This window comes from Chitinophagales bacterium (assembly GCA_013816805.1).
Lineage (GTDB): Bacteria > Bacteroidota > Bacteroidia > Chitinophagales > UBA10324 > MGR-bin340.
This window is the reverse complement of sequence record JACDDS010000011.1, coordinates 40,598-59,947: the sequence shown is the minus strand read 5'-3', so window position 1 is coordinate 59,947 and position 19,350 is coordinate 40,598. Positions and strand designations below refer to the sequence as shown.

General features: G+C 36.0%; 21 protein-coding genes. 15 read left to right on the top strand and 6 right to left on the bottom strand.

Translation table 11 applies throughout. From position 1 onward, the window contains the following. Positions 1–11: 11 nt before the first annotated feature. Positions 12–443 carry an acyl-CoA thioesterase gene (locus H0W62_10485; GenBank protein ID MBA3648958.1) on the bottom strand — a complete coding sequence of 144 codons (432 nt, stop codon included), beginning with the start codon at positions 441–443 and terminating at the stop codon, positions 12–14. 132 nt (positions 444–575) lie between these two features. Here H0W62_10485 and H0W62_10480 point away from each other — a divergent pair, with 132 nt between their 5' ends. From H0W62_10480 to H0W62_10440, 9 genes are all read left to right on the top strand, one after another. Continuing rightward, on the top strand, positions 576–1,391 hold the full coding sequence (locus H0W62_10480) for an ABC transporter permease (protein MBA3648957.1): 816 nt from the start codon (positions 576–578) through the stop codon (positions 1,389–1,391). A gap of 11 nt (positions 1,392–1,402) precedes the next feature. Next, positions 1,403–2,644, top strand: a complete 1,242-nt coding sequence (locus tag H0W62_10475) for an ABC transporter ATP-binding protein (protein ID MBA3648956.1) — start codon at positions 1,403–1,405, stop codon at positions 2,642–2,644. Further along, on the top strand, positions 2,634–3,521 hold the full coding sequence (locus tag H0W62_10470) for a sulfotransferase domain-containing protein (GenBank protein MBA3648955.1): 888 nt from the start codon (positions 2,634–2,636) through the stop codon (positions 3,519–3,521). The genes H0W62_10475 and H0W62_10470 overlap by 11 nt, the downstream gene beginning before the upstream one ends. Continuing rightward, entirely contained in the window at positions 3,518–3,916 is a 399-nt protein-coding gene (locus tag H0W62_10465) for an FdtA/QdtA family cupin domain-containing protein (protein MBA3648954.1), read from the top strand. Before H0W62_10470 ends, H0W62_10465 begins: the two co-directional genes overlap by 4 nt. Next, on the top strand, positions 3,913–4,866 hold the full coding sequence (locus H0W62_10460; GenBank protein ID MBA3648953.1) for a GNAT family N-acetyltransferase: 954 nt from the start codon (positions 3,913–3,915) through the stop codon (positions 4,864–4,866). Before H0W62_10465 ends, H0W62_10460 begins: the two co-directional genes overlap by 4 nt. Continuing rightward, positions 4,867–5,613 (top strand): methyltransferase domain-containing protein, encoded by a 747-nt coding sequence (locus H0W62_10455; protein ID MBA3648952.1) that lies wholly within the window; start codon positions 4,867–4,869, stop codon positions 5,611–5,613. It abuts the gene before it with no gap. Between the two features lie 91 nt (positions 5,614–5,704). Continuing rightward, positions 5,705–6,754 carry a DegT/DnrJ/EryC1/StrS family aminotransferase gene (locus H0W62_10450; protein ID MBA3648951.1) on the top strand — a complete coding sequence of 350 codons (1,050 nt, stop codon included), beginning with the start codon at positions 5,705–5,707 and terminating at the stop codon, positions 6,752–6,754. Then, positions 6,747–7,781, top strand: coding sequence for a glycosyltransferase (locus tag H0W62_10445; protein MBA3648950.1), 1,035 nt, complete (start codon positions 6,747–6,749; stop codon positions 7,779–7,781). The genes H0W62_10450 and H0W62_10445 overlap by 8 nt, the downstream gene beginning before the upstream one ends. 13 nt (positions 7,782–7,794) lie before the next feature. Next, positions 7,795–8,688 (top strand): FkbM family methyltransferase, encoded by an 894-nt coding sequence (locus H0W62_10440; GenBank protein MBA3648949.1) that lies wholly within the window; start codon positions 7,795–7,797, stop codon positions 8,686–8,688. Here H0W62_10440 and H0W62_10435 read toward each other — a convergent pair. From H0W62_10435 to H0W62_10425, 3 genes are read right to left on the bottom strand one after another with little or no spacing between them, the layout of a single operon-like run. Continuing rightward, positions 8,680–9,144, bottom strand: coding sequence for an FkbM family methyltransferase (locus H0W62_10435; protein ID MBA3648948.1), 465 nt, complete (start codon positions 9,142–9,144; stop codon positions 8,680–8,682). The two genes, H0W62_10440 and H0W62_10435, sit on opposite strands and share 9 nt — an antisense overlap. Continuing rightward, on the bottom strand, positions 9,135–9,509 hold the full coding sequence (locus H0W62_10430) for a hypothetical protein (protein ID MBA3648947.1): 375 nt from the start codon (positions 9,507–9,509) through the stop codon (positions 9,135–9,137). Before H0W62_10430 ends, H0W62_10435 begins: the two co-directional genes overlap by 10 nt. Further along, a complete protein-coding gene (locus H0W62_10425; GenBank protein MBA3648946.1) occupies positions 9,490–10,647 on the bottom strand; it encodes a glycosyltransferase in 1,158 nt (385 codons plus the stop codon). The genes H0W62_10430 and H0W62_10425 overlap by 20 nt, the downstream gene beginning before the upstream one ends. 119 nt (positions 10,648–10,766) lie before the next feature. On the opposite strand from H0W62_10425, the gene H0W62_10420 reads away from it, so the two are divergent. Then, positions 10,767–11,933, top strand: a complete 1,167-nt coding sequence (locus tag H0W62_10420) for a glycosyltransferase family 4 protein (GenBank protein MBA3648945.1) — start codon at positions 10,767–10,769, stop codon at positions 11,931–11,933. On the opposite strand, the gene H0W62_10415 is transcribed toward H0W62_10420, so the two are convergent. Beyond that, the gene (locus H0W62_10415) at positions 11,885–13,135 is read right to left on the bottom strand and encodes a glycosyltransferase (protein MBA3648944.1); all 1,251 of its coding nucleotides are present in this window, start codon (positions 13,133–13,135) and stop codon (positions 11,885–11,887) included. The genes H0W62_10420 and H0W62_10415 overlap by 49 nt on opposite strands. A gap of 112 nt (positions 13,136–13,247) precedes the next feature. Between H0W62_10415 and H0W62_10410 the strand changes: the two genes are divergently transcribed. The 5 genes from H0W62_10410 (at position 13,248) to H0W62_10390 (ending at position 18,363) form a co-directional block, all read left to right on the top strand. Next, the gene (locus tag H0W62_10410) at positions 13,248–14,189 is read left to right on the top strand and encodes a GNAT family N-acetyltransferase (GenBank protein ID MBA3648943.1); all 942 of its coding nucleotides are present in this window, start codon (positions 13,248–13,250) and stop codon (positions 14,187–14,189) included. Between the two features lie 25 nt (positions 14,190–14,214). Continuing rightward, positions 14,215–15,501, top strand: a complete 1,287-nt coding sequence (locus H0W62_10405; protein MBA3648942.1) for a hypothetical protein — start codon at positions 14,215–14,217, stop codon at positions 15,499–15,501. A 66-nt stretch (positions 15,502–15,567) separates the two neighbouring features. Further along, complete coding sequence (locus H0W62_10400; protein ID MBA3648941.1) at positions 15,568–16,554, top strand: polysaccharide deacetylase family protein; 987 nt, start codon at positions 15,568–15,570, stop codon at positions 16,552–16,554. Further along, positions 16,547–17,314: a class I SAM-dependent methyltransferase gene (locus H0W62_10395; GenBank protein ID MBA3648940.1), complete on the top strand. Its 768-nt coding sequence runs from the start codon at positions 16,547–16,549 to the stop codon at positions 17,312–17,314. Before H0W62_10400 ends, H0W62_10395 begins: the two co-directional genes overlap by 8 nt. Then, the gene (locus H0W62_10390; protein ID MBA3648939.1) at positions 17,311–18,363 is read left to right on the top strand and encodes a GNAT family N-acetyltransferase; all 1,053 of its coding nucleotides are present in this window, start codon (positions 17,311–17,313) and stop codon (positions 18,361–18,363) included. The genes H0W62_10395 and H0W62_10390 overlap by 4 nt, the downstream gene beginning before the upstream one ends. A gap of 17 nt (positions 18,364–18,380) precedes the next feature. Here the strand turns inward: H0W62_10390 and H0W62_10385 are convergent, their stop codons facing one another. Continuing rightward, entirely contained in the window at positions 18,381–19,277 is an 897-nt protein-coding gene (locus tag H0W62_10385) for a sulfotransferase domain-containing protein (protein MBA3648938.1), read from the bottom strand. Positions 19,278–19,350 lie beyond the last annotated feature (73 nt).

Below are 19,350 nucleotides of genomic sequence, written 5' to 3'. Positions count from 1 at the left end.
TCAGTTCACCCTTATGCAGATAAGCTTTTGCCTTCAAATAATTCCACTTTCTTTTTCCAACCCAAAGGCATTTCAATAGTTTGCGCAGTTTTATAATTGTAGCAAACCATAACGGTTATTCCTTCAGCCATCACCTGTATATCATTATTAAGCTCCTGAATAATTTTGTATGAAAAATCAAAACTTTTTGTGCCAAGGCGGGAACAACAGATAAACACAAAATAGTTATGATAATCCTTAATGGGCTTGCGAAAATCAATTATTACTTTGGCAAGTATTATTCCGTTCTCTGACCAATTTACTTTATTGCCGGTTATTACTTCTTCAAAATATCGGATCCTTGCTTCTTCAAAATAAGATAAAATAACCGCGTTATTCACGTGGCCTAATGAATCAAAATCTGAGAATCGAACCGATAAGGGAATTTTAAATTTGAATTCCATTCAATAACTATTAAAGATTAATACCACCTTAGGAATTAATACATTCAAATATCTCACTGTGGTTGTTACTTCAATTGCAAGCCTGTTGATTCACATTAATTATAACTTCACCGTCAGCGAACTTAAACACCCATGAAAACGGTAATTGAAGCCGGTCAATCAAAATGGAAGGTAAATTTACGGGAGATATTTTATTACCGCGACTTACTATGGATGCTTGCTTATCGTGACTTTAAAATACGTTATGCGCAAACGGTGCTCGGTATTGTATGGGCTGTAATTCAACCTGTCTTTACGCTACTAATATTCATTTTTGTATTTAACAAAGCTGCAAAAATTGACAGTGGCTCTATTCCATATCCTGTTTTTGCCATGACAGGAATGTGGGCCTGGAGTTATTTATCATATGTGATTACCCAGGCAGGACAATCCATTATCAATGCACAGCAACTTGTAACTAAAATTTACTTCCCAAGGTTACTTATTCCTTTTTCAAAATGCCTGGCAGGCTTAATAGATTTCAGCATCACTTTTGTAATCCTTTTAATATTATTAATCAGCTACCATGTGGTTCCGCCGCTTCAGATTATTGCCTTGCCTTTCATAATTTTTATCTTAATATTATTATCTCTTTCAGCAGGAATTTGGCTTAGTGCGCTTACCATTCGTTTTCGTGATTTTCAATACATCATCCCATTCCTGGTTCAGATCGGATTATATATAACTCCGATAGCATATCCTACATCATTGATTCCTTCTGAATATAAATGGATAGTGTACCTAAACCCAATGGCTGTTTTGGTAGATGCTTTTCGGTGGTCCCTGCTTAATATTCCCTTACCTGAAAAACAGTATTTACTATATAGTTTATCTATTACTGTTCTGCTTTTTGTCAGCAGTATTTTTTATTTTAGGAAAACAGAGAGCAGGATTGCCGACATCATTTAACAGAACAGAGCATGGAGCCAGTAATCAGGGTAGAGCAATTATCGAAGAAGTATACTATAGGTAGAAGGCATAGCGGAAATTTCAGGGAAGCCATTTCTGACCGTATTGAAAATATTTTTTTAAGACGTAAAAATAATGCTGCTGAATTCTGGGCTCTAAAGGAAGTATCATTTGAAGTGCAAAAAGGGGAAGTAATTGGTATTATTGGGAAGAATGGAGCAGGAAAAAGTACGCTGCTTAAAATTCTTTCACGTATTACAGAACCTACATCAGGGAGGGTGGAAATGAACGGAAGAGTGTCATCCCTGCTTGAAGTAGGCACGGGTTTTCATCCGGAACTTACAGGCCGTGAAAATATATTTATGAATGGCGCCATTCTGGGTATGAAGAGAATGGAAATCAAAAATAAATTCGAGGAGATCGTCAGCTTTTCCGGTATCGAACAATTTATTGATACGCCTGTAAAACGGTACAGCAGCGGGATGTATGTAAGGCTCGCTTTTGCAGTAGCGGCTCATTTGGAACCGGAGATTTTAATTGTGGATGAAGTGCTTGCAGTAGGCGATGCAGAATTCCAAAATAAATGTCTTGGCAAAATGAAGGATGTAAGCGAAAAGGATGGAAGAACATTATTATTTGTGAGTCATAATATGGGAGCAATTAGCAGGCTATGTAAAAGTGCCATGCTGCTGGATAATGGTAAAATCATTTTCCGGGGTGCTGCATCGGAAGCAATCCAGATTTACCATCATCCTTTAAGCAGAAATAATAATTTATTAGACAGTACAGGTCGCAGCGGCAATGGAAAATATCGCTTCAGCAATTTTACTATTACGGATAACAATGGAACACCGGTTAATATTTTTAACACAGGAAGTGATGTGCGTATTATAGTAAGTTTGGTTCCACGGTTACCGGCTGAGCGCATTAGTGCTTATATAACTCTTTCCATAAAAGATAATTTTGGGAATCGGTTATTGAGCCTGGCATCAGGGCTTAAAAATGAAAAAGTAAATCTTCAAGGTGCTGCCCGTATTATTTGGGAAATAAAAAAATGTCCTTTATCTGCCGATGATTACCTGTGTGATTTATACCTGTTTGAAACTGCCGGTGGTCTGGATATGGTGGATTATCTTGAAAATGCATTTACGCTCAGTATTGAAGAAGGAGATTATTTTGGCGCAGGAATGGTGCAACAAAAGGGTCGTGACAGGTTTTTTATGGATTTCAAAATTTCAGTAAATGAAATATAGGTTTCCGAACTTATTTATTCCGGGAGCCGGGAAGTCCGGCACGTCAAGCCTTCATCTTTATTTGAATCAGCACCCATTGGTACAGATGGCTTCGGTTAAAGAACCTCATTTCTTTTCCATTGATAAATATTTTGAAAAAGGGTTTGATCAATATTTAAATTTATTCAGCACCTCAGCTGTCAATATTAAATACTATGGTGAATCCAGCACTACCTATATGGCTTCACTTAACGCCATCAGGAGAATCCAACAGTATATTGCGGATCCAAAATTCATTTTCATTCTGCGCAATCCCATCCAAAGGATTGTTTCTCATTATAACTGGCTTTTATCTCAGGGACGACCCTTGAATTCATTTCGGGAAGAGTTAGAGGCCGATATTAAAAAACCTTTTAATCCAAACTTTTCATTCTATAATGGCTTTTACAAAAGCTATCTCGAACTAAGCCATTACGGTAAATGGATTTCAGAATATATACGTGTTTTCGGAAGAAGTAATATCCACATTATTATTACCGAAGAGCTGAATAGTCAGCCAATGGAAACTATTAACTCCTGTTACCGATTTTTAGAGATCAGCGAATTAAAAACTGCTGTTAAAATCCAGGCAAACGGTACGCAAAAAAGTTATAAAACCAATAGGGCACGTTTAAATTTACCTGCAATAAAAAAGCTGGTACCGAACCGGGTAAAAAATTACCTTATACAAAATGAATTTACAAAGCAACTTTTATTACAGGAAGAAAAACATAATATTCAGACTTATTCACCTGATGAATCGGTCAGCATCTGGCTCACTAATCTCCTAAAAGATGATGTGATGTTTTTAAAGCAAATTACAGCAATAAATTTCTCATCCTGGAAAGAGTTTCAATGAATGTTACTGAACCCCATCTTATTGAATTTCAAAAAATAGGCGAACCGATAACAGGATATATCTCCGTGTTTGAGTTCGAAAAGGAAATTCCTTTTCCGGTCCTTCGCTCATTTTGGACTTACTATACACCTGAAAGTATTGTAAGGGGAAGACACGCTCACAAGTTAAATGAACAAATTCTTATTGCAGTAGCAGGTCAGATAACGGTCAATACCGAGCGCCGGAATGGAATATTAGAGGTTTTCAGATTGAATAATCCAAATGTCGGTTTATACATTCCACCTTTTACGTGGACTACAATGCAATATTCACACAATGCGGTACAACTGGTATTGTGCTCAAAATTATATGATGAAACAGAGTACATTAGAAATTATGAGGTATTCAAAATTTGATTGCAGAAATAATTGTGCTTAATATTATAAGATATAATCCTTCATGGAAACAGCGCTGGGATAATTTTATCTCTGAAAGTAAAAACGCTACGTTTTTATTTTATCGCGACTATATGGATTACCATAGCGATCGCTTTCAAGATCATTCGTTGATGATAACAGAAGATGATCATCTGATTGCGTTGTTGCCTTTAAATAAAAATAACGAATCTTTTATTAGCCATGAAGGATTAACATACGGCGGTTTTCTTTGCAATTCTGCCATGAAACAGAAAAGAATGAATAATTGCTTTGATGTTTTCTTGAATTATGCAAAAGAAGAAGGCGTGAGAGAAATTATTTATAAAGCTATTCCCGGTATTTATCACACTTGCCTTACAGAAGAAGATCTCTACAGCTTGTTTATATATGGCTTTGAATTACATAGGAGAGATTCTTCTGCTACATTAATTCCTTCGTGCAAAGTAAAATTGCGAAAGGACAGAAAAGCGAAAATTTCACGTGCAGGAAAAATGAACTTGCAAATAAAACAATCAAAAGATTTTTCTGATTATTTCAAGATAGTGGATTTTCGCCTCCAGTCAAAATATCATGCACGTGCCGCGCATAATGCGAAAGAGATAGAATTGCTTGCTGAAAAATTTCCAGAAAATATTAAGCTATTTGCTTGTTATCAGAATACAGAAATGATTGGTGGAACATTGATTTATGAATCTAAAAATGTGGCCCATGCCCAATATATAGCAGCAAGTAATGCCGGTGAACAAATGGGTGCTATTGATTTGCTTATTTATCACCTTCTTTCAGAAGTATACAAAGAAAAGAAATATTTAGATCTGGGAAAATCTACAGAACAGGAAGGTAGGTGGCTTAATGAAAACTTAATGTCGTTTAAAGAAAGCTTCGGAGCTAAAATTAGTATTTCAGATTTTTACAGAATAAAAATTTAAATGGCCAGAAACCTTGATCAATATTCTGATTCCTATCGTAATCATCCGTTCGAAATAATACAGGCGCGATACCGGAAAAAATGTGTAATTGAAAGTATTATGAAATATCCGCATAGAACAGTGGTAGAGGTGGGCTGCGGTTCCGATAGTCTTGTTAATCATTTCACCGACTTCGATCGGTGGTTTATAATCGAACCTGCTTCACTATTTTTTCAGCAGGCAGTGCATGACATTGATAAAAATACCCGGATTAAAGAAAAAGTTTTGATTGTAAACGGGATGGTTGAGGAGGTCAGGGAATTGCCCTTTATTCCTGATATGATAATTGTAAGTGGTTTGTTGCATGAAATTGAAAAGCCGGAAAGCCTCTTGTTAAGGTTATCCAATCTATGTGCGCTCCATACTGTTATTCATTTCAATGTTCCGAATGCTAAGTCTTTTCACCGGCTGCTTGCTAAGGAAGCAGGGCTCATTAAAGACCTACATGAGATATCCGCTTCCCAGATAAGCCTTCAGCAACACCATACTTATGATATAGAATCTTTGTCCCATTTAGTAAATGAATATGGATTTAATGTAATAGATAACGGTTCCTATTTCTTTAAACCATTTACACATAAACAAATGCAGCAACTGGTAGATATAAAATTAATAGATGATAACATGCTTGAGGGATTTTACTTGATTACAAAATATTTTCCGGAGAACGGTTCTGAGTTTTTTTTGAATTGTAAAAAATCTAATTAGTGCTTTGCTTCTTTGATTGAAAGAAATAACTTTTTCTGTGACCGTCCCTTTTAATGATCTCAGTTTATTGCCGGATGAAGCATCTTCAATTATGGATGCGGTTAAGGAGGTATTAGACAGTGGATGGTATATTCTTGGGAGAAAAGTGGAAGAGTTTGAAAGACAATACGCAAGGTTTAATGGAGTGAAATTTTGTGCGGGTATCAGCAATGGATTAGATGCTTTGCAGCTCGCTCTTAAGGCGTTGGATATTGGTGAAGGTGATGAAGTAATTTTGCCTTCCAATACCTACATTGCAACTGTTATTGCGGTGTCAAATGTTGGTGCCAGGCCTGTTTTTGTAGAGCCTCTTAAAACTACGTGCAATATTGATCCGGCGCTGATTAAAGAAAAAATTACCGGGCATTCTAAGGCGATAATACCCGTTCATCTATTCGGCCAGGCCTGTGAAATGAGTGCAATTATGAGTGTTGCAGAAAATTCTCGTTTGTATGTTATAGAAGATAATGCCCAGGCTCACGGTGCAACCAATTTTGGAAAACTGACCGGCAGCTTCGGACATATAAACGCAACCAGCTTTTATCCTACCAAAAACCTGGGAGCATTGGGAGATGCAGGTGCCATTACCACGGATAGTGAAGGGTTATTAACTGCAATAAAAAAGCTTAGAAATTACGGTTTCGAGAAGAAATATTACAGTGATATAATCGGCAATAATGCAAGACTTGATGAGCTACAGGCAGCTATTCTTTTAACCAGGTTAGATAAGCTTCAGCAACGCAATAAACAAAGAGTTAAAATTGCGGAACACTACAGTAGCCTTTTGTTTGGTATAGAAGGAATTATTCTTCCGGAAGTAGCAATAAACTCCACCAGTGTTTTTCATATTTATCTAATCAGAACTGAAAAACGGGATGAGTTAAAAAAATATCTTGCCAGCCGAAATGTCGAAACAATGATTCACTATCCTGTTCCGCCTCATCTTCAAAAAGCCTATTCTTATCTGGGTTATAAAAGGGGTGAATTTCCGATAGCTGAAACCATTGCGGAAACATGCCTTAGCTTACCGATGTATCCAAATTTAAGCTCCGTTTCAGTGGAGTATGTTTGCGAACAAATCAACGGGTTCTTTCATGGATAATTACATCAATTTACCATTGGTGACGGTGTGCACGCTTATTTACAATTCCGGTGAAAGAGTAATCATGGCATTGGAATCTGTATTAAAACAATATTATCCTCAGGAAAGAATTCAAAACATTGTTATTGACGATGGTTCCGCAGATAATTCTGCTGAAATAGTAAAGGAATGGATTGATACTCATCAGTTCAGTTGCACCTTTATCCGGCACAAAAAAAATGAAGGCATCTGTAAAAGCTTAAATGATGGTCTGAATTTAGCAGAGGGTAAATATTTTTCTTCCCTTGGTGATGACCTTTGGAAACCGGAGCGCCTTCAAATTTTAGTTAGGGAATTTGAAAAGTTACCGGAAGAGTATGCGCTTCTTCATACACCTGTTGATTTTTGCAATGAGAGTGGATCTATAACAGAGGAAAATTTTTCTCGCCGCAATAAAATAATGGAAGGAGAGGTTTTTTTTGAAATACTCTGTAATGGCAGTATGGTGATTGCGCCTTCTGTTATCTACCGAACCATTCATTTAAAAGAAGCAGGTAGCTTTAACGAGCAGATGATTTATGAAGATCTTGACATGCAGCTTAAGCTTGCACAAAAATATTTGTTTAAGTATATACCAAAACCATTGGTTATTTATAGAAGAGAAATAAAAAATAGTAGCAATTCAGATTTTTTTATCAGGGATGGTGCCTATGTGCTTCCGCTGTATTACATAAGGATTACTTCTCAGTTTTTAGGCAAATCAAAACAGATTGACCGGATCATTCTTCGGAATAACACTGCGGCCTACCGTGTTTTTCATATTTCAAAATACAGCAGTGATACAAAATCTATTTCCTTTTTTGTCTATTCCTTTTTTGATCCGTATATACTTAACTATCTAAGAATAAAAAGACTGGCAATAAATTATTTTATCCAGCTTTTTAAAATTCTTATATTCAGGAATAGAGCCGGATATACTCTTCGTGATGTGGGGTATCTCTTTAAGCTATTTTTCAATAATAAAATTCCAGCGGAAGCTTTAAAGTAATACTCTAATCTGTATGAGCATTTCTGCTGTTATTTACCAATGGCTTTTAAAAACCTACCATATTCTTCCTTTTAAAAAAGATATCTGCCTTTTATTGCGTGCATTACCTTTTAATCATGAAAAATACTACCGGGACACTAAGTTTAACGGAATTTTTAAAACCCGGGTTGATAAAGAGGAATTAAGATTGGTACACTATTCTTCTACAATTGAAAATGAAATCTTCTGGAAAGGGATAGATAATGGCTGGGAAAAAAATTCGATCAAATACTGGAAACTACTTTCAAAACAATCATCAGTTATATTTGATATCGGGGCTAATACAGGCATATATTCCCTGATTGCTGCAAAATTAAATCAATCTGCAAAAGTGTATGGTTTTGAGCCTTCTAAAAATATCTATACAAAGTTTGAAAAGAATGTGGCACTCAACAAGCTAAAAAATGTCCACTGTTTTTATTATGCTCTTTCTGATAAAAATGACACCGCAAAATTTTATGATTTAGAAAATACGCACACATACAGCGCAAGTCTAAATCGGGAGATGCTTAAGCAAAATTCTTTTCTGAAAGAAACAATAGTCCCGGTAAAGAAAATTGCAACATTCATTCAGGAAAATAACTTGCAGAAAATAGATTTGATGAAAATAGATGTTGAAATGCATGAACTGGAAGTTTTGGCAGGAATGGAAAATTACCTGCGTCAATTTAAACCGTCCATCCTGCTGGAGGTTTTGAAACAGGAAACAGCGATTAAAATTTCACAAATGCTGGAAAACATGACTTACTGTTATTTTGATATGAATGAAAAGAATGCACCTGTTCGCCTGCCGGCAATCAATCGGGGAAGTGCAGATAACATCCTTCTTTGCCAGGAGGAAGTAGCCAGACAAATTGGTTTACTCTGATTTCTGATCATTGTGGTCGAAAATTAAAATATCATTTTCTCCATTTATTAATTTGTGGTAAGAATACTTTTCAATTGCTTTATAAAATGTTTTTGAGCATTTTTCCTTAAACCGGTCATGAAACTCAATTATAATGCATTTCGTTTTCCGCAGCCATTCATCTACACCTTCATAAAAAATTTCTGCTTCCGATCCTTCCACATCCAGCTTCAGAATATCAATATAATTGTAGCCGGATTGCTTAAGTATGGTATCTATAGTAATACCATGAATTGTTCCTGTTTCATTGTAACCTGTATTTTTGACTCGTATTGCCCATTTTGAAACAGTCTTATCCACTATTTTCAATGGGATATTTTTATTCCATATAGCCGCTTCCAATAATATAATGTTTGGATAATTTCTGATATTTTTTTTGGTGATTTCGGCATTTGAGGGTTCAGGCTCTACTGCAATTTTTTTTTTTCAGGAAAACGGTGGGTAAAACATATGGATGCATAGCCGGCATTGGCTCCCCCATCAATAATTAATCCCGACTCATTATTAGATGAAGTGGAATATGAATTAAAAATAAAAATATGTTCAAACGAATGTGCATCTGAAGTGCCGCTTCTAACCAAAACTGGCATACGAATTCCAGGCACATTTATTTCTAAAATCCCTCCTGTTACATACCGGAAAGCAGAATAAGTTTTGAATCCTTTAACAATGCCAAGCCGTTTTAGATAAAATGTAAAAGTTCGAATACTGTGATACCCGGAACGAATCCAGGGAACATTTTTAAAGATGCGGAAAGGAGATTTATCTGCTATTCGGTTCATGGTCCTGTTTGGTGAAGCCTAACCGAATATGATCATTGTAGAAACGCCTGTAGTCTGGTTCCCAGCTTATATCTTCGTCGGAAGGATAATAATTCTTAAAATCAGAATCGGATTTATCCATCATCAGGTATGGCCTGTCATTTCTGTAAATAATTTTAAAAGGCTCTTTTCCTTCATCAATGATTTGCTGCATCGCTTCTGTAACAGGGTGATATTCTCTTTTCACCATGGATGCAATTAACCTCGAGAACCTGAATTTTACTGAAGGTTCATGGTTGGTGCCAAAATTATGCTGCATCCAATCGTTGCGAAATTTTTCCCAGCTTCTGTATTTATTTTTATCTGTGCCCGTATTCACCGTTTGCCTCCAGTCCAGATAACAATGCCTGTAGAGTATGCGAAGCGGAGGGCGAATATTACTGAGATGAAAACTGTAGAATACATCTATTTCCCGTTTAAGGGTGTAATAAATAGGAATAATTGCGTGCTCAAGCCTTCCGTATTCTTCCTTGAAAAAAAAACGGTTATTGAAGGTGCGGAGAAAATATTCACCTCCATCCAAAACTGGCATCCATGTGCTCACATGAAAGAAATCTCCCCAAAGGTTTATTCTGGGTAATGTATATGCGGTAGGGCGGGAAATATTAGTAATCCGTTTTTTCATGGCTTTCAAATTTTCAGTGATAGCTATCATATCGCCATCCCATTTCAATACCCATTTATGCTTTACTCTTGTCAATGCCGCCTGTACCATTTCTACCAGTAATGCCTTTGCCATAGTAATGACTTCAATTGAGGCTTCATGCTGGTGGCTTTTTTGAAATTCATACATCAGGTCAAGCGTATTATCCTCAGATCCATTATCGATCAGTATAAAATGATCAACAACGGGCAGCAGACTTTTAAGACAAAGCATTAAATGTGCTGCTTCATTCTTACAAGGGATATATGCCGATATGCCGGGCTTTAAAGGGTTTCCTTCAAATGTTTTTTCGTATCGGCGATAGAAAAAAATGTAATAACAATAAAAACTCACATTGGAAATAATGGGTCGCAGTATCCGGTACTTGATAAAGTTATAAATGTCTACGGCCTTAAGAAACCATCGGGACCTGCCGTATGTTATGTGTATAAACACGAATTATATTAGTTTTCAGCCTACTGAATTAAAAGAACACATAAAGTCGCATAAAAATTATTTTCATGAAAAATTAAGAATGTTTTTTTGTTTTTGGCACACAGGCATATAAATAATGGATGAGTAACCTTCGGATTTTATTTGCGATTAATTCACTTGCACGTGGGGGGGCTGAGCGGCTGGCATTAGATATTTGTAATGAGCTTAATTCCAAAAAGGGAGTTGAGCAAATGCTGATTGTTTTTAATAAGCAGAATGATTATCCTGAGATTACAAAAGATCTGCCGGTATGCTATTGTAACAGTAAAGTATACATGAAATTTCCTAATCGTACAATTTCAAACCTGAAATCATTCAGAAAAATATGCGATTCATTTCAACCTCATATTATTCATTCGCATCTTTTCTATGCCGATCAGATCACACGTGAAAATATAAATCAGGAAACCGCTTATTTCTCACATGTACATGGCCCCGTTTCACCTTATGAACCGATGAAGCTTAAGGAGATTATTCAAAAGAAAAAAATCATAGAGTTTTTTACCAGGAAGAGGATTTTGAAAAGATACCGGGAATGTAACAATCAATTTATTGCAAACTCCGCGTATACAATGAAATATCTTTTGAAATTTTTGCCTTTCAAAGCCAGTAGCTTACACCTTCTTGAAAATGCAATTAATCTGCAAAGGTTTTCTTTTGTATCAAAAAATTTGCCTCAAAGAGAATTGAACCTCGTTACAACCGGAAATTTAATTCCGCGCAAAAATCATTTATTTCTTCTCGAAATAATTAAGATTTTAAAAGAAGATAATTATGCCGTCCATTTGGACATTTTAGGAGAGGGGAATTTACATACAGCAATTTGGAATAAAATAGTGGAATATGGTCTTGAAAATAATATAGCCCTTAGGGGTAGTGTTGGCAGCGTGGAAGATTATCTGCATGGTGCGCATCTGTATGTGCATGGTGCCACTCATGAACCTTTCGGGCTTGCAATAGTAGAAGCTATGGCAACCGGTTTACCAGTAGTGTGCCTCGATGGACAAGGGAACCGTGGAATAATAGATGATGGCGTAAATGGATTTATGATTGCCAATCAGAACGCTACTCTTTTTGCAGAAAAGATCAGGCGTATAATCGACAATGAAATTACTTATAAAAGGTTTTCTGTTAATGCGGGAAGGAAGGCGCGGCAGTATGATATTACCGGGTATGCTGATAAGCTTTTAAGCCTCTATCAATCCTTCTTTCCCAGTGATAATATTTCTTCAACAAATAAGGGATAATTAACATCAGCGTTAAAGCTTTGCTTCCAGGTAAGAAAAGCATTGCTGCGGAAATTCTCTTTTTCCTTATCTGTCATATTATAAAAACATTCAATTTTTTTTGCTGCCTCTTCCGGCCTGAAATCAAGGTTTAATAAAAAACCGTTAGACTCATTAACCATTTCTTTTATACCACCGGCATTTGTGGCCATTACGGGAATGCCAAAGGACAACGCTTCCATAATTACTACCGGCTTCCCTTCGTATGCACTTGTAAGTAAAAACAGGTCCACATGGTTTTGCAAGTAATAATTATTGATCTCGTCTATGGATGTATCTCCCCTGAAATCGAAGTGAATATTTGCGTGTCCTGAGAAAAGCGTAAATGTTTTTTTTAATAGCTCATCCTGTAAGGGACCATCACCAAAATGGATCCATCGGACAGGAAATAATTTTATCCGGGAAATTATCTCTGCAATTAAGTGTACCCGTTTCAAACTTACAAGGCGGGCACAGCTTACAACAATAAACTCATTGGATAATGTATCGGGATTTCGACCAATAAATGGAGTACCTAAATTGGATACCCTGAATTTTGTGGTATTTGTGCCGGGTATTCTCTTCAAAGAATAGTCTCTTCCATCCTTTGAAACAAAATAAATTGCATTGAGATGATCATGCAGATACTTGCGGAATGGCTGATACAGTATAGGATGCCTCTCAAAATATACATCCCAGCCGTGTGCTCTTGAAATAGCAGTAATTTTTTTATTCCGCAACCATGCCGACGCTAATGCACGGCTATCAGTCCAGTATGAATAAGCTACAATATCTTCTTCTTTAAGATTGTGATCTGTCAAAAATTGTTTAAGCACCGACATGCACTTATGAGCTTTTTTAAGTTCTGCCAGCATAATTTTTAATATAGACCAGCGCATGTGTAATTGATAATGCGAAAGGTATTTTACTTCATCCCAGAAAATTTTAGAGATCAGGTAACGATAGCTTAATATTTTATCAGTCAATAAAAGCCTGCCGCTTAAGGAAAAGGCCCGAACGTTTTCAGGTAGTTTATAAAGCGATTCTCCTGAGTTTAACGTTCGGGAAAAAATAAAAACTTCTTTAAAATATTTTGAGAGATATTCTATTTCATTTTTTACGTAGTTCTCTGCCAATCCAAAAGGGTAAGAATCGGTAAGCATGAGCAGAATCTTCTTCTTCATGTGAAACCAAATATAAAGCGTGAATCAGTTGCAGGTTAATATTTTTCGATAACAATTTTCGACCGGAGCAGAAGCGTTATATAAAATTTAAAGACCTTTCTGTAATCGAAGCATGAGTAATAAAGAGCAATACATAAAAAAGTTTTGTCAATCAGTGCCTGTTTTTCATCAGCCTTTTTGGCTTGATGCGGTCGCAGGAAAAAACTGGGATGTTGCATTGATCACAAAAGATGAAAGATTGCTGGCGAGCATGCCTTTCGTTTTTAAAAAGACACTGGCAGGAAGGGAAATTATTATGCCTCATCTAACCCAGTTCCTGGGACCGTATTATCAATTAACGGCATCTACCTATCGCAGTCGGCTAAATGAAGAAATGGATTTGATATCTGATCTTCTCAGTCAGATTCCTTCCAATTCAATATTTTTTCAACGCTGGCATTTCAGCTTTCAAAATTGGTTACCGTTTTATTGGGAAAGGTACCGGCAAACAGTTAGATATACTTACATATTGGAAAACATTCTAGATCATGATATACTATGGAGTCAGTTTAATGAAAAGATCCGCAGGGAAATAAAAAAAGCTGCTAATAATTATATAATTGAAGAAAGTAAAGATGTAGATGCATTTTATTGGCTTCTGAAAAAAAATTTACTTACTAAGGGTAATAGGATTGCATTCAGCAGGGAAGTACTGCAAAATCTTTACAACGGATGTAAATCAAACAATGCTGGTCAACTTTGGATCGCTAAAGATTCATCGGGTAAAATTGATGCCGCTATATTCATTGTTTGGGATAGAACAGCGGCGTACTATCTTATTGGTGGTAAAAATCCTGAGAATAAAAATACTGGTACTATGAGTTTTCTTTTCTGGCATGCTATTAAAACTATGAGTGAAAGGGTATCTGTTTTTGACTTTGAAGGCAGCATGATAAAAGGGGTGGAAAATTATTTTCGCTCATTTGGTGCAAAGCAAAAGCCTTATTTTGAGATATTCAAAACAAGCAGTATTCCTGCATCTATAAAATTCGCACTTCTTAAAATGTTAAAGTAATCCGTAGAACGGCTACAACGCAAATATGGAAAAGGTGTTAATAATATCCTATTATTTTCCTCCTGCTAATATGCCTGCGTCTTTTCGGGTGCTGAGCTGGGCTCAATACTTAAAAAGCTCAGGGTATTATCCTATAATTATTACCCGGCGGTGGGATAATGATATAAAGACGCCCGGGGACTTAATCAGAAAATCGGTAAACACAATGCGCCATGAAAAAAGCGATGACTACGAAGTGTATGCATTGCCTCACCAGGAATCGTTGCGGGATAAAATCTATTTGCAGATGGGAAAGAAACTCATTCTGGTGCGAAAACTTCTAACATTTTATAATGCGTTTTTAGAAAACTTTTCAAGCTCAATTGTGCCATACAAAAATCTATACCGCTTTGCAAAGGCTTTTTTAGCGGACAACCGTGATATTAAAAAGCTGATCATTACAGGCAATCCTTTTCCCCTTTTCAGACTCGGTTATTTATTTCATCAGGAATTCAACATACACTGGATAGCCGATTACCGGGACGAATGGAGCACTACCGACTGGGATTATCTTAAGTCAGGATGGCGCAGGTTTACTTATGAATTGGAAAAGAAGAGTGAAAAAAAATGGATTAAAACTTCATCAGCTATTACAACAGTTACTCCTTATTTCGTCCAGAAGTTGCATAGATTCCATCAAAAACCGGCATCAGTTGTATATAATGGTTTTTTCGAAAAAGAGTGCGCTTCATACAGAAAGCTTAATTCTTACAGCCAGTTTACATTCACATTTGCAGGAACATTATACCATTTGCAGGAAATCGAAAGTACTCTTCGCCCTATTACATTGTTAATTAAAGAATATGAGAAAAGATTACCAATAAGAATATTGTTTCCCGGGCTTGGATTTGATAAGGTTCAGGAAAATCGTGTAACACAAACTCTTGCGGGATTTGAAAACAACTATAAGATTACTCCACGCATTCCAAAGAATGAGCTTCTCAGTATTTTGGGTCAATCCCATATTATGCTGCTTCTTTCAGCTGGAAATTTAAAAGGTAATATCCAGGCAAAATTGTTCGATTATATAGGTTTACATAAGCCGGTGCTATTGTATCCTTCAGATCACGATATTCTGGAGCAGATTCTGATTGAAACCAGGCTGGGTATTATTCCCACCTCGGAAAAAGAAACCTACTCGATGCTAAAAAAAATAATTGATAAATACCTAACTGATAGCCTGATTGATATTCATCCAAATATTGAATCTATCAATAAATTTTCAAGAGAGGAGCAAGCTAAAGCGATGGTAAAAGTTTTGGATAATCTATAAGCCTGGATTGTCTTAAAGATTTTAGATTCGCCCTTGAGATTATATTTTTTACTTTTTATAAACGATATGCGTTCTTTTTTTTCACGAGTAATACGTTTTGCAGGCATTCATGATGTCTTAAGGAAGGAGAAAAAAAGTGCAGTTACTGTATTATGTTTTCACAGAGTAAATGATGAAAAAAATATTGTTTGGCCATCAACAGGCACTGCTATGTTTCGGAATATTATGCTTTACTGCAAACGATACTATTCAGTGATTCTTCCCGAAGACTGGCAGCAGAAAACGATTAACCCAAAGCTTATTATAACATTTGACGATGGTTTTGGTGATTTTATGCACTATGCATTGCCTATACTATCACAGTATAATTTTCCGGCTGTCCATAATGTGGTGATTGATTCTGTACTGAATAGCAGGCCTAACTGGACCTACCGCCTGAATATGATTTTAGAAAATCATGTTGATTCAAATGCACCATTTTCATTGAAAAAATTCAACATCGATTATTGCAAGCTGGTAACGCTTAAAAATGTTTCAGCTATGTCTCTTGAGGCTGTGCAGTTATTAAAAGATTTTACTCCGTCAGAGATTGGAGCAGTAATAGAGGGTCTGGAAAATCCATATAAAGAAAGAATGGTATTCCCTGAAATGATGGACAGGAGTAATTTACTGGAGTGTGAAAGCGCGGGAATACGAATAGGCTCTCATGGGTGGTCGCATCTTTTGGTTGACGGACCTTTTTCTGATTCTATATTACATCATGAGATAGTCGATTCAAGGAACGAATTGCAAAAATTACTCAATCATCCGGTTCCGTATTTTGCCTTTCCTGCTGCCCACTATAATGAGCGTGCAGTAAATTTTACGGCAGCAGCTGGTTATCCTTATCTTTTTGCAGCAGGAGATATTTTTTTTTATCAAAATACAATGCAAGAGTTCCCTATTATTTTCCCCAGGATTGTCACACCAACATCTGGTGCAGATGAAGCCATCTTGAAAATGGAAGGATTTCATTCATCCATAAAAAAATGGAGGAACACTTTAAATGGATGAAAACCGTAAAGTTTACGAGAATAAAAAAAACGCAGGCAGTTACTTTAAACAACCCTGGCTTTTTTCTGTAGAGAAAAATTTTCTAAAGAATCATGGGAAATTACTTACGGGATTTAACATGCTTGATGTGGGCATTGGTGGAGGTCGTACCACGCCATTTTTTGCTAATAGGGTTCGGGAATACATAGGAATTGATTACTCCTCCCTCATGATAAACTATTGCAGTAATAAATTTAAGAAGTTAGAAAATGCAGTATTCAAAAATATGGATGCACGAAACCTTAATCCGTTTGTTGATAATTATTTTGACCTGGTGTTATTTTCCTTCAACGGTATTGACTGTGTGGATTATGAAGGGAGGATTGAGATTTTAAATGAATTTTACAGGGTACTAAAGCCAAAAGGCCTTTTACTTTTTTCATTTCATAATGCACGACATCTTCACAAATTATATTCTCTTCAGTGTCCCCGAAATCCTTTCAGAATTTTTAAAGAACTTAAACGTATAAAAAAAATTAAAAAAATAAATGGTGCTTATTCACTCTTTGAAAATGAAGAATATTTTTCAATATACGACGGTGCCGATCATTTTAAAACCAAAATATTATACCTGACTGTGGAAAGACAAGATGGAGATCTTAAAAGTATTGGATTTAGAAGCACCGGATTTAAAGATATGCAAACGGGTAAGGTAATCTTAAGAGAACAATGGAAACAAGTTACCATGCCATGGATATTTGTTGAGGCTGAAAAAATATGAAATGGACCTTTAAAATTATTTATTCCTTATCGGATGAAAATATTATTAGCTTAAGGCAGATTTATGCACACAGCAATTATAAATCTTTTCATCAGGACCCCGATTGGATATACTGTAACCCTGAAAAAATACCGGTACTGCTGGTTTTAAATCAAGCTAACGAAATTATTGCCTATACAGCAGTGGGCATAAAACCATTTCGGACTATTAATATTTCATTCGGCCCTGTTACAAATAAAAATGATGAATATGCATTAATGATTAATGAAATGGTCAAATGGCTTAAGAAAAAATTTTGGTGGCGATTGACTCTTCAATTGCCCATGCCTTTAGATAGTAATACAGATCTGATCTTAACCCGGATCCGTAATTCATCTAAGTTCAGGCAATCAGACTCTTTCTTTAATTGGAAAACGGCGTGGCTTAATTTAGATCAGGAGCCGGAACAATTATTCTTATCATTCAGTAATCAGCACCGAAAAAGTATAGAAAAAAGTTTGAAATCAGGCCTGTCTTATAAAATAATTACAGATATAAACAAAGCGGAAGATCTTGCGAATCTTCACATGGCAATGTATAAAAAACGCCGGCTTCCAATTAATGAGCAAAAAAATAAATTATTAATTCTTTCTCTTTTTAAATTTCTTCAGCAATCCGGTAAAGGATTTATGCTGGCTGTTGAGATGGAGGAACAATTGCTTGGGGGAGTTGTAATTGTTTTCCAGGGGAATGTTGCTTATTATTATTTAGGTGCTTCCACAACAGAAAAAAAGAAAAGGACCATTCCTATTCTTTATGGAGCTTTTTTTGACATCATCCGGTTATGCCGGGAGTACAAGATCGGAGTGCTCGATTTTGGTGGCTTACCAGCAAATGAATTACCGGGAAGTCAATTATATAATATCAATCGTTTTAAATTAGGATTTGGAGGTTTCCCTGTTCACTATCCACCGCAGTTGGTATTTGATCTTATACCGGTTTTATCGAGAACTATTGAACAGGGCATTGTATTGCGCAATTTTATTCGTGAACGCAAGCATAAAAAATAACCTGTGAAACTATCAGATTATTGATTCCACTTTTTTAGGTTAAGGCCTGTCATTGATTCTAATTTTTCATTGTAGGGTTTAAAAAACTCAATTAATACCTGACGTATTTCTGGTGCCATAGGTTTTTGAGCGGCAATTATTCCGGCAGTATTTACTTTCCACAGCCATATTCTGATTTTCGAAAAAGCAGCACTCGGAAGGAATGACTTGAAAATTTTTTTAATAGGATTTTTATTGTCCATAAGCCAGACCAATAACTTCCCTATTTTTTTTGACCTGAGTTTTTCAGTAGGATTAAAAATAGCATTGGTATCTGGTGAAAAGGAACTTTCAATATTAAGTTTCCGAAACAACCGTTGGCAAATTAAGGTAGCATCCTCCTTTAAATCATCAAAGAGAACAACCTCTACATGGTCCGAAGGAAAATATTTGTATATTTTTTTTAAATGTTCAGAGTACATTCCCAAATTGATAAACAGCCTGAACATTTGATCCGTCTCGCCGTTTCTGAATTTATTTATTGAATAAAGAATAGTGTTCCATTTTTTTTTAAACCATCCGCTTTCGATTTCCATGTTATAAGAAGAATAGGCTCGTTCTACCGGGTTACGGATAATCAGTACCACTATACAATTGGGGTTATGCTGCTGCAGACGTGAAAGGGCTTTTTCATTATAATAAATGCCTGCGTTTTTAGCTACAATTTTCTTTTCCGGCGTGATGGTTTGTTTCGGAAAATAGGTCTTGCAAATTTTTTCAAAGCCGTCCTTATAGTCCTCATCATTTACAAAAAATGAAAACTCTGTTAGCTGGTGAGTAGTTAGAGAAGGATGTTGTCCGAGATAATTTTTTAATGACGTAGTACCTGCCTTTTGAGCACCCACAATCATTAGTTCTACTTTAGATTCCATCATTTATTCTACGCAGATAAAAATAGTGGTAAGATTTCAATAACCCGTTAATTTACATCGAATCATAATTTTCAAT

Excerpts from the sequence above, each read along its gene's own strand:
- H0W62_10465 (MBA3648954.1), top strand. The coding sequence starts at position 3,518 with ATGAATGTTACTGAACCCCATCTTATTGAATTTCAAAAAATAGGCGAA.
- H0W62_10415 (MBA3648944.1), bottom strand. The coding sequence starts at position 13,135 with ATGAAGAAGAAGATTCTGCTCATGCTTACCGATTCTTACCCTTTTGGA.
- H0W62_10470 (MBA3648955.1), top strand. The coding sequence starts at position 2,634 with ATGAAATATAGGTTTCCGAACTTATTTATTCCGGGAGCCGGGAAGTCC.
- H0W62_10485 (MBA3648958.1), bottom strand. The coding sequence starts at position 443 with ATGGAATTCAAATTTAAAATTCCCTTATCGGTTCGATTCTCAGATTTT.
- H0W62_10400 (MBA3648941.1), top strand. The coding sequence starts at position 15,568 with ATGCGTTCTTTTTTTTCACGAGTAATACGTTTTGCAGGCATTCATGAT.
- H0W62_10480 (MBA3648957.1), top strand. The coding sequence starts at position 576 with ATGAAAACGGTAATTGAAGCCGGTCAATCAAAATGGAAGGTAAATTTA.
- H0W62_10410 (MBA3648943.1), top strand. The coding sequence starts at position 13,248 with ATGAGTAATAAAGAGCAATACATAAAAAAGTTTTGTCAATCAGTGCCT.
- H0W62_10475 (MBA3648956.1), top strand. The coding sequence starts at position 1,403 with ATGGAGCCAGTAATCAGGGTAGAGCAATTATCGAAGAAGTATACTATA.
- H0W62_10430 (MBA3648947.1), bottom strand. The coding sequence starts at position 9,509 with ATGAACCGAATAGCAGATAAATCTCCTTTCCGCATCTTTAAAAATGTT.
- H0W62_10420 (MBA3648945.1), top strand. The coding sequence starts at position 10,767 with ATGAGTAACCTTCGGATTTTATTTGCGATTAATTCACTTGCACGTGGG.
- H0W62_10395 (MBA3648940.1), top strand. The coding sequence starts at position 16,547 with ATGGATGAAAACCGTAAAGTTTACGAGAATAAAAAAAACGCAGGCAGT.
- H0W62_10405 (MBA3648942.1), top strand. The coding sequence starts at position 14,215 with ATGGAAAAGGTGTTAATAATATCCTATTATTTTCCTCCTGCTAATATG.
- H0W62_10440 (MBA3648949.1), top strand. The coding sequence starts at position 7,795 with ATGAGCATTTCTGCTGTTATTTACCAATGGCTTTTAAAAACCTACCAT.
- H0W62_10445 (MBA3648950.1), top strand. The coding sequence starts at position 6,747 with ATGGATAATTACATCAATTTACCATTGGTGACGGTGTGCACGCTTATT.
- H0W62_10450 (MBA3648951.1), top strand. The coding sequence starts at position 5,705 with ATGGATGCGGTTAAGGAGGTATTAGACAGTGGATGGTATATTCTTGGG.
- H0W62_10390 (MBA3648939.1), top strand. The coding sequence starts at position 17,311 with ATGAAATGGACCTTTAAAATTATTTATTCCTTATCGGATGAAAATATT.
- H0W62_10455 (MBA3648952.1), top strand. The coding sequence starts at position 4,867 with ATGGCCAGAAACCTTGATCAATATTCTGATTCCTATCGTAATCATCCG.
- H0W62_10385 (MBA3648938.1), bottom strand. The coding sequence starts at position 19,277 with ATGATGGAATCTAAAGTAGAACTAATGATTGTGGGTGCTCAAAAGGCA.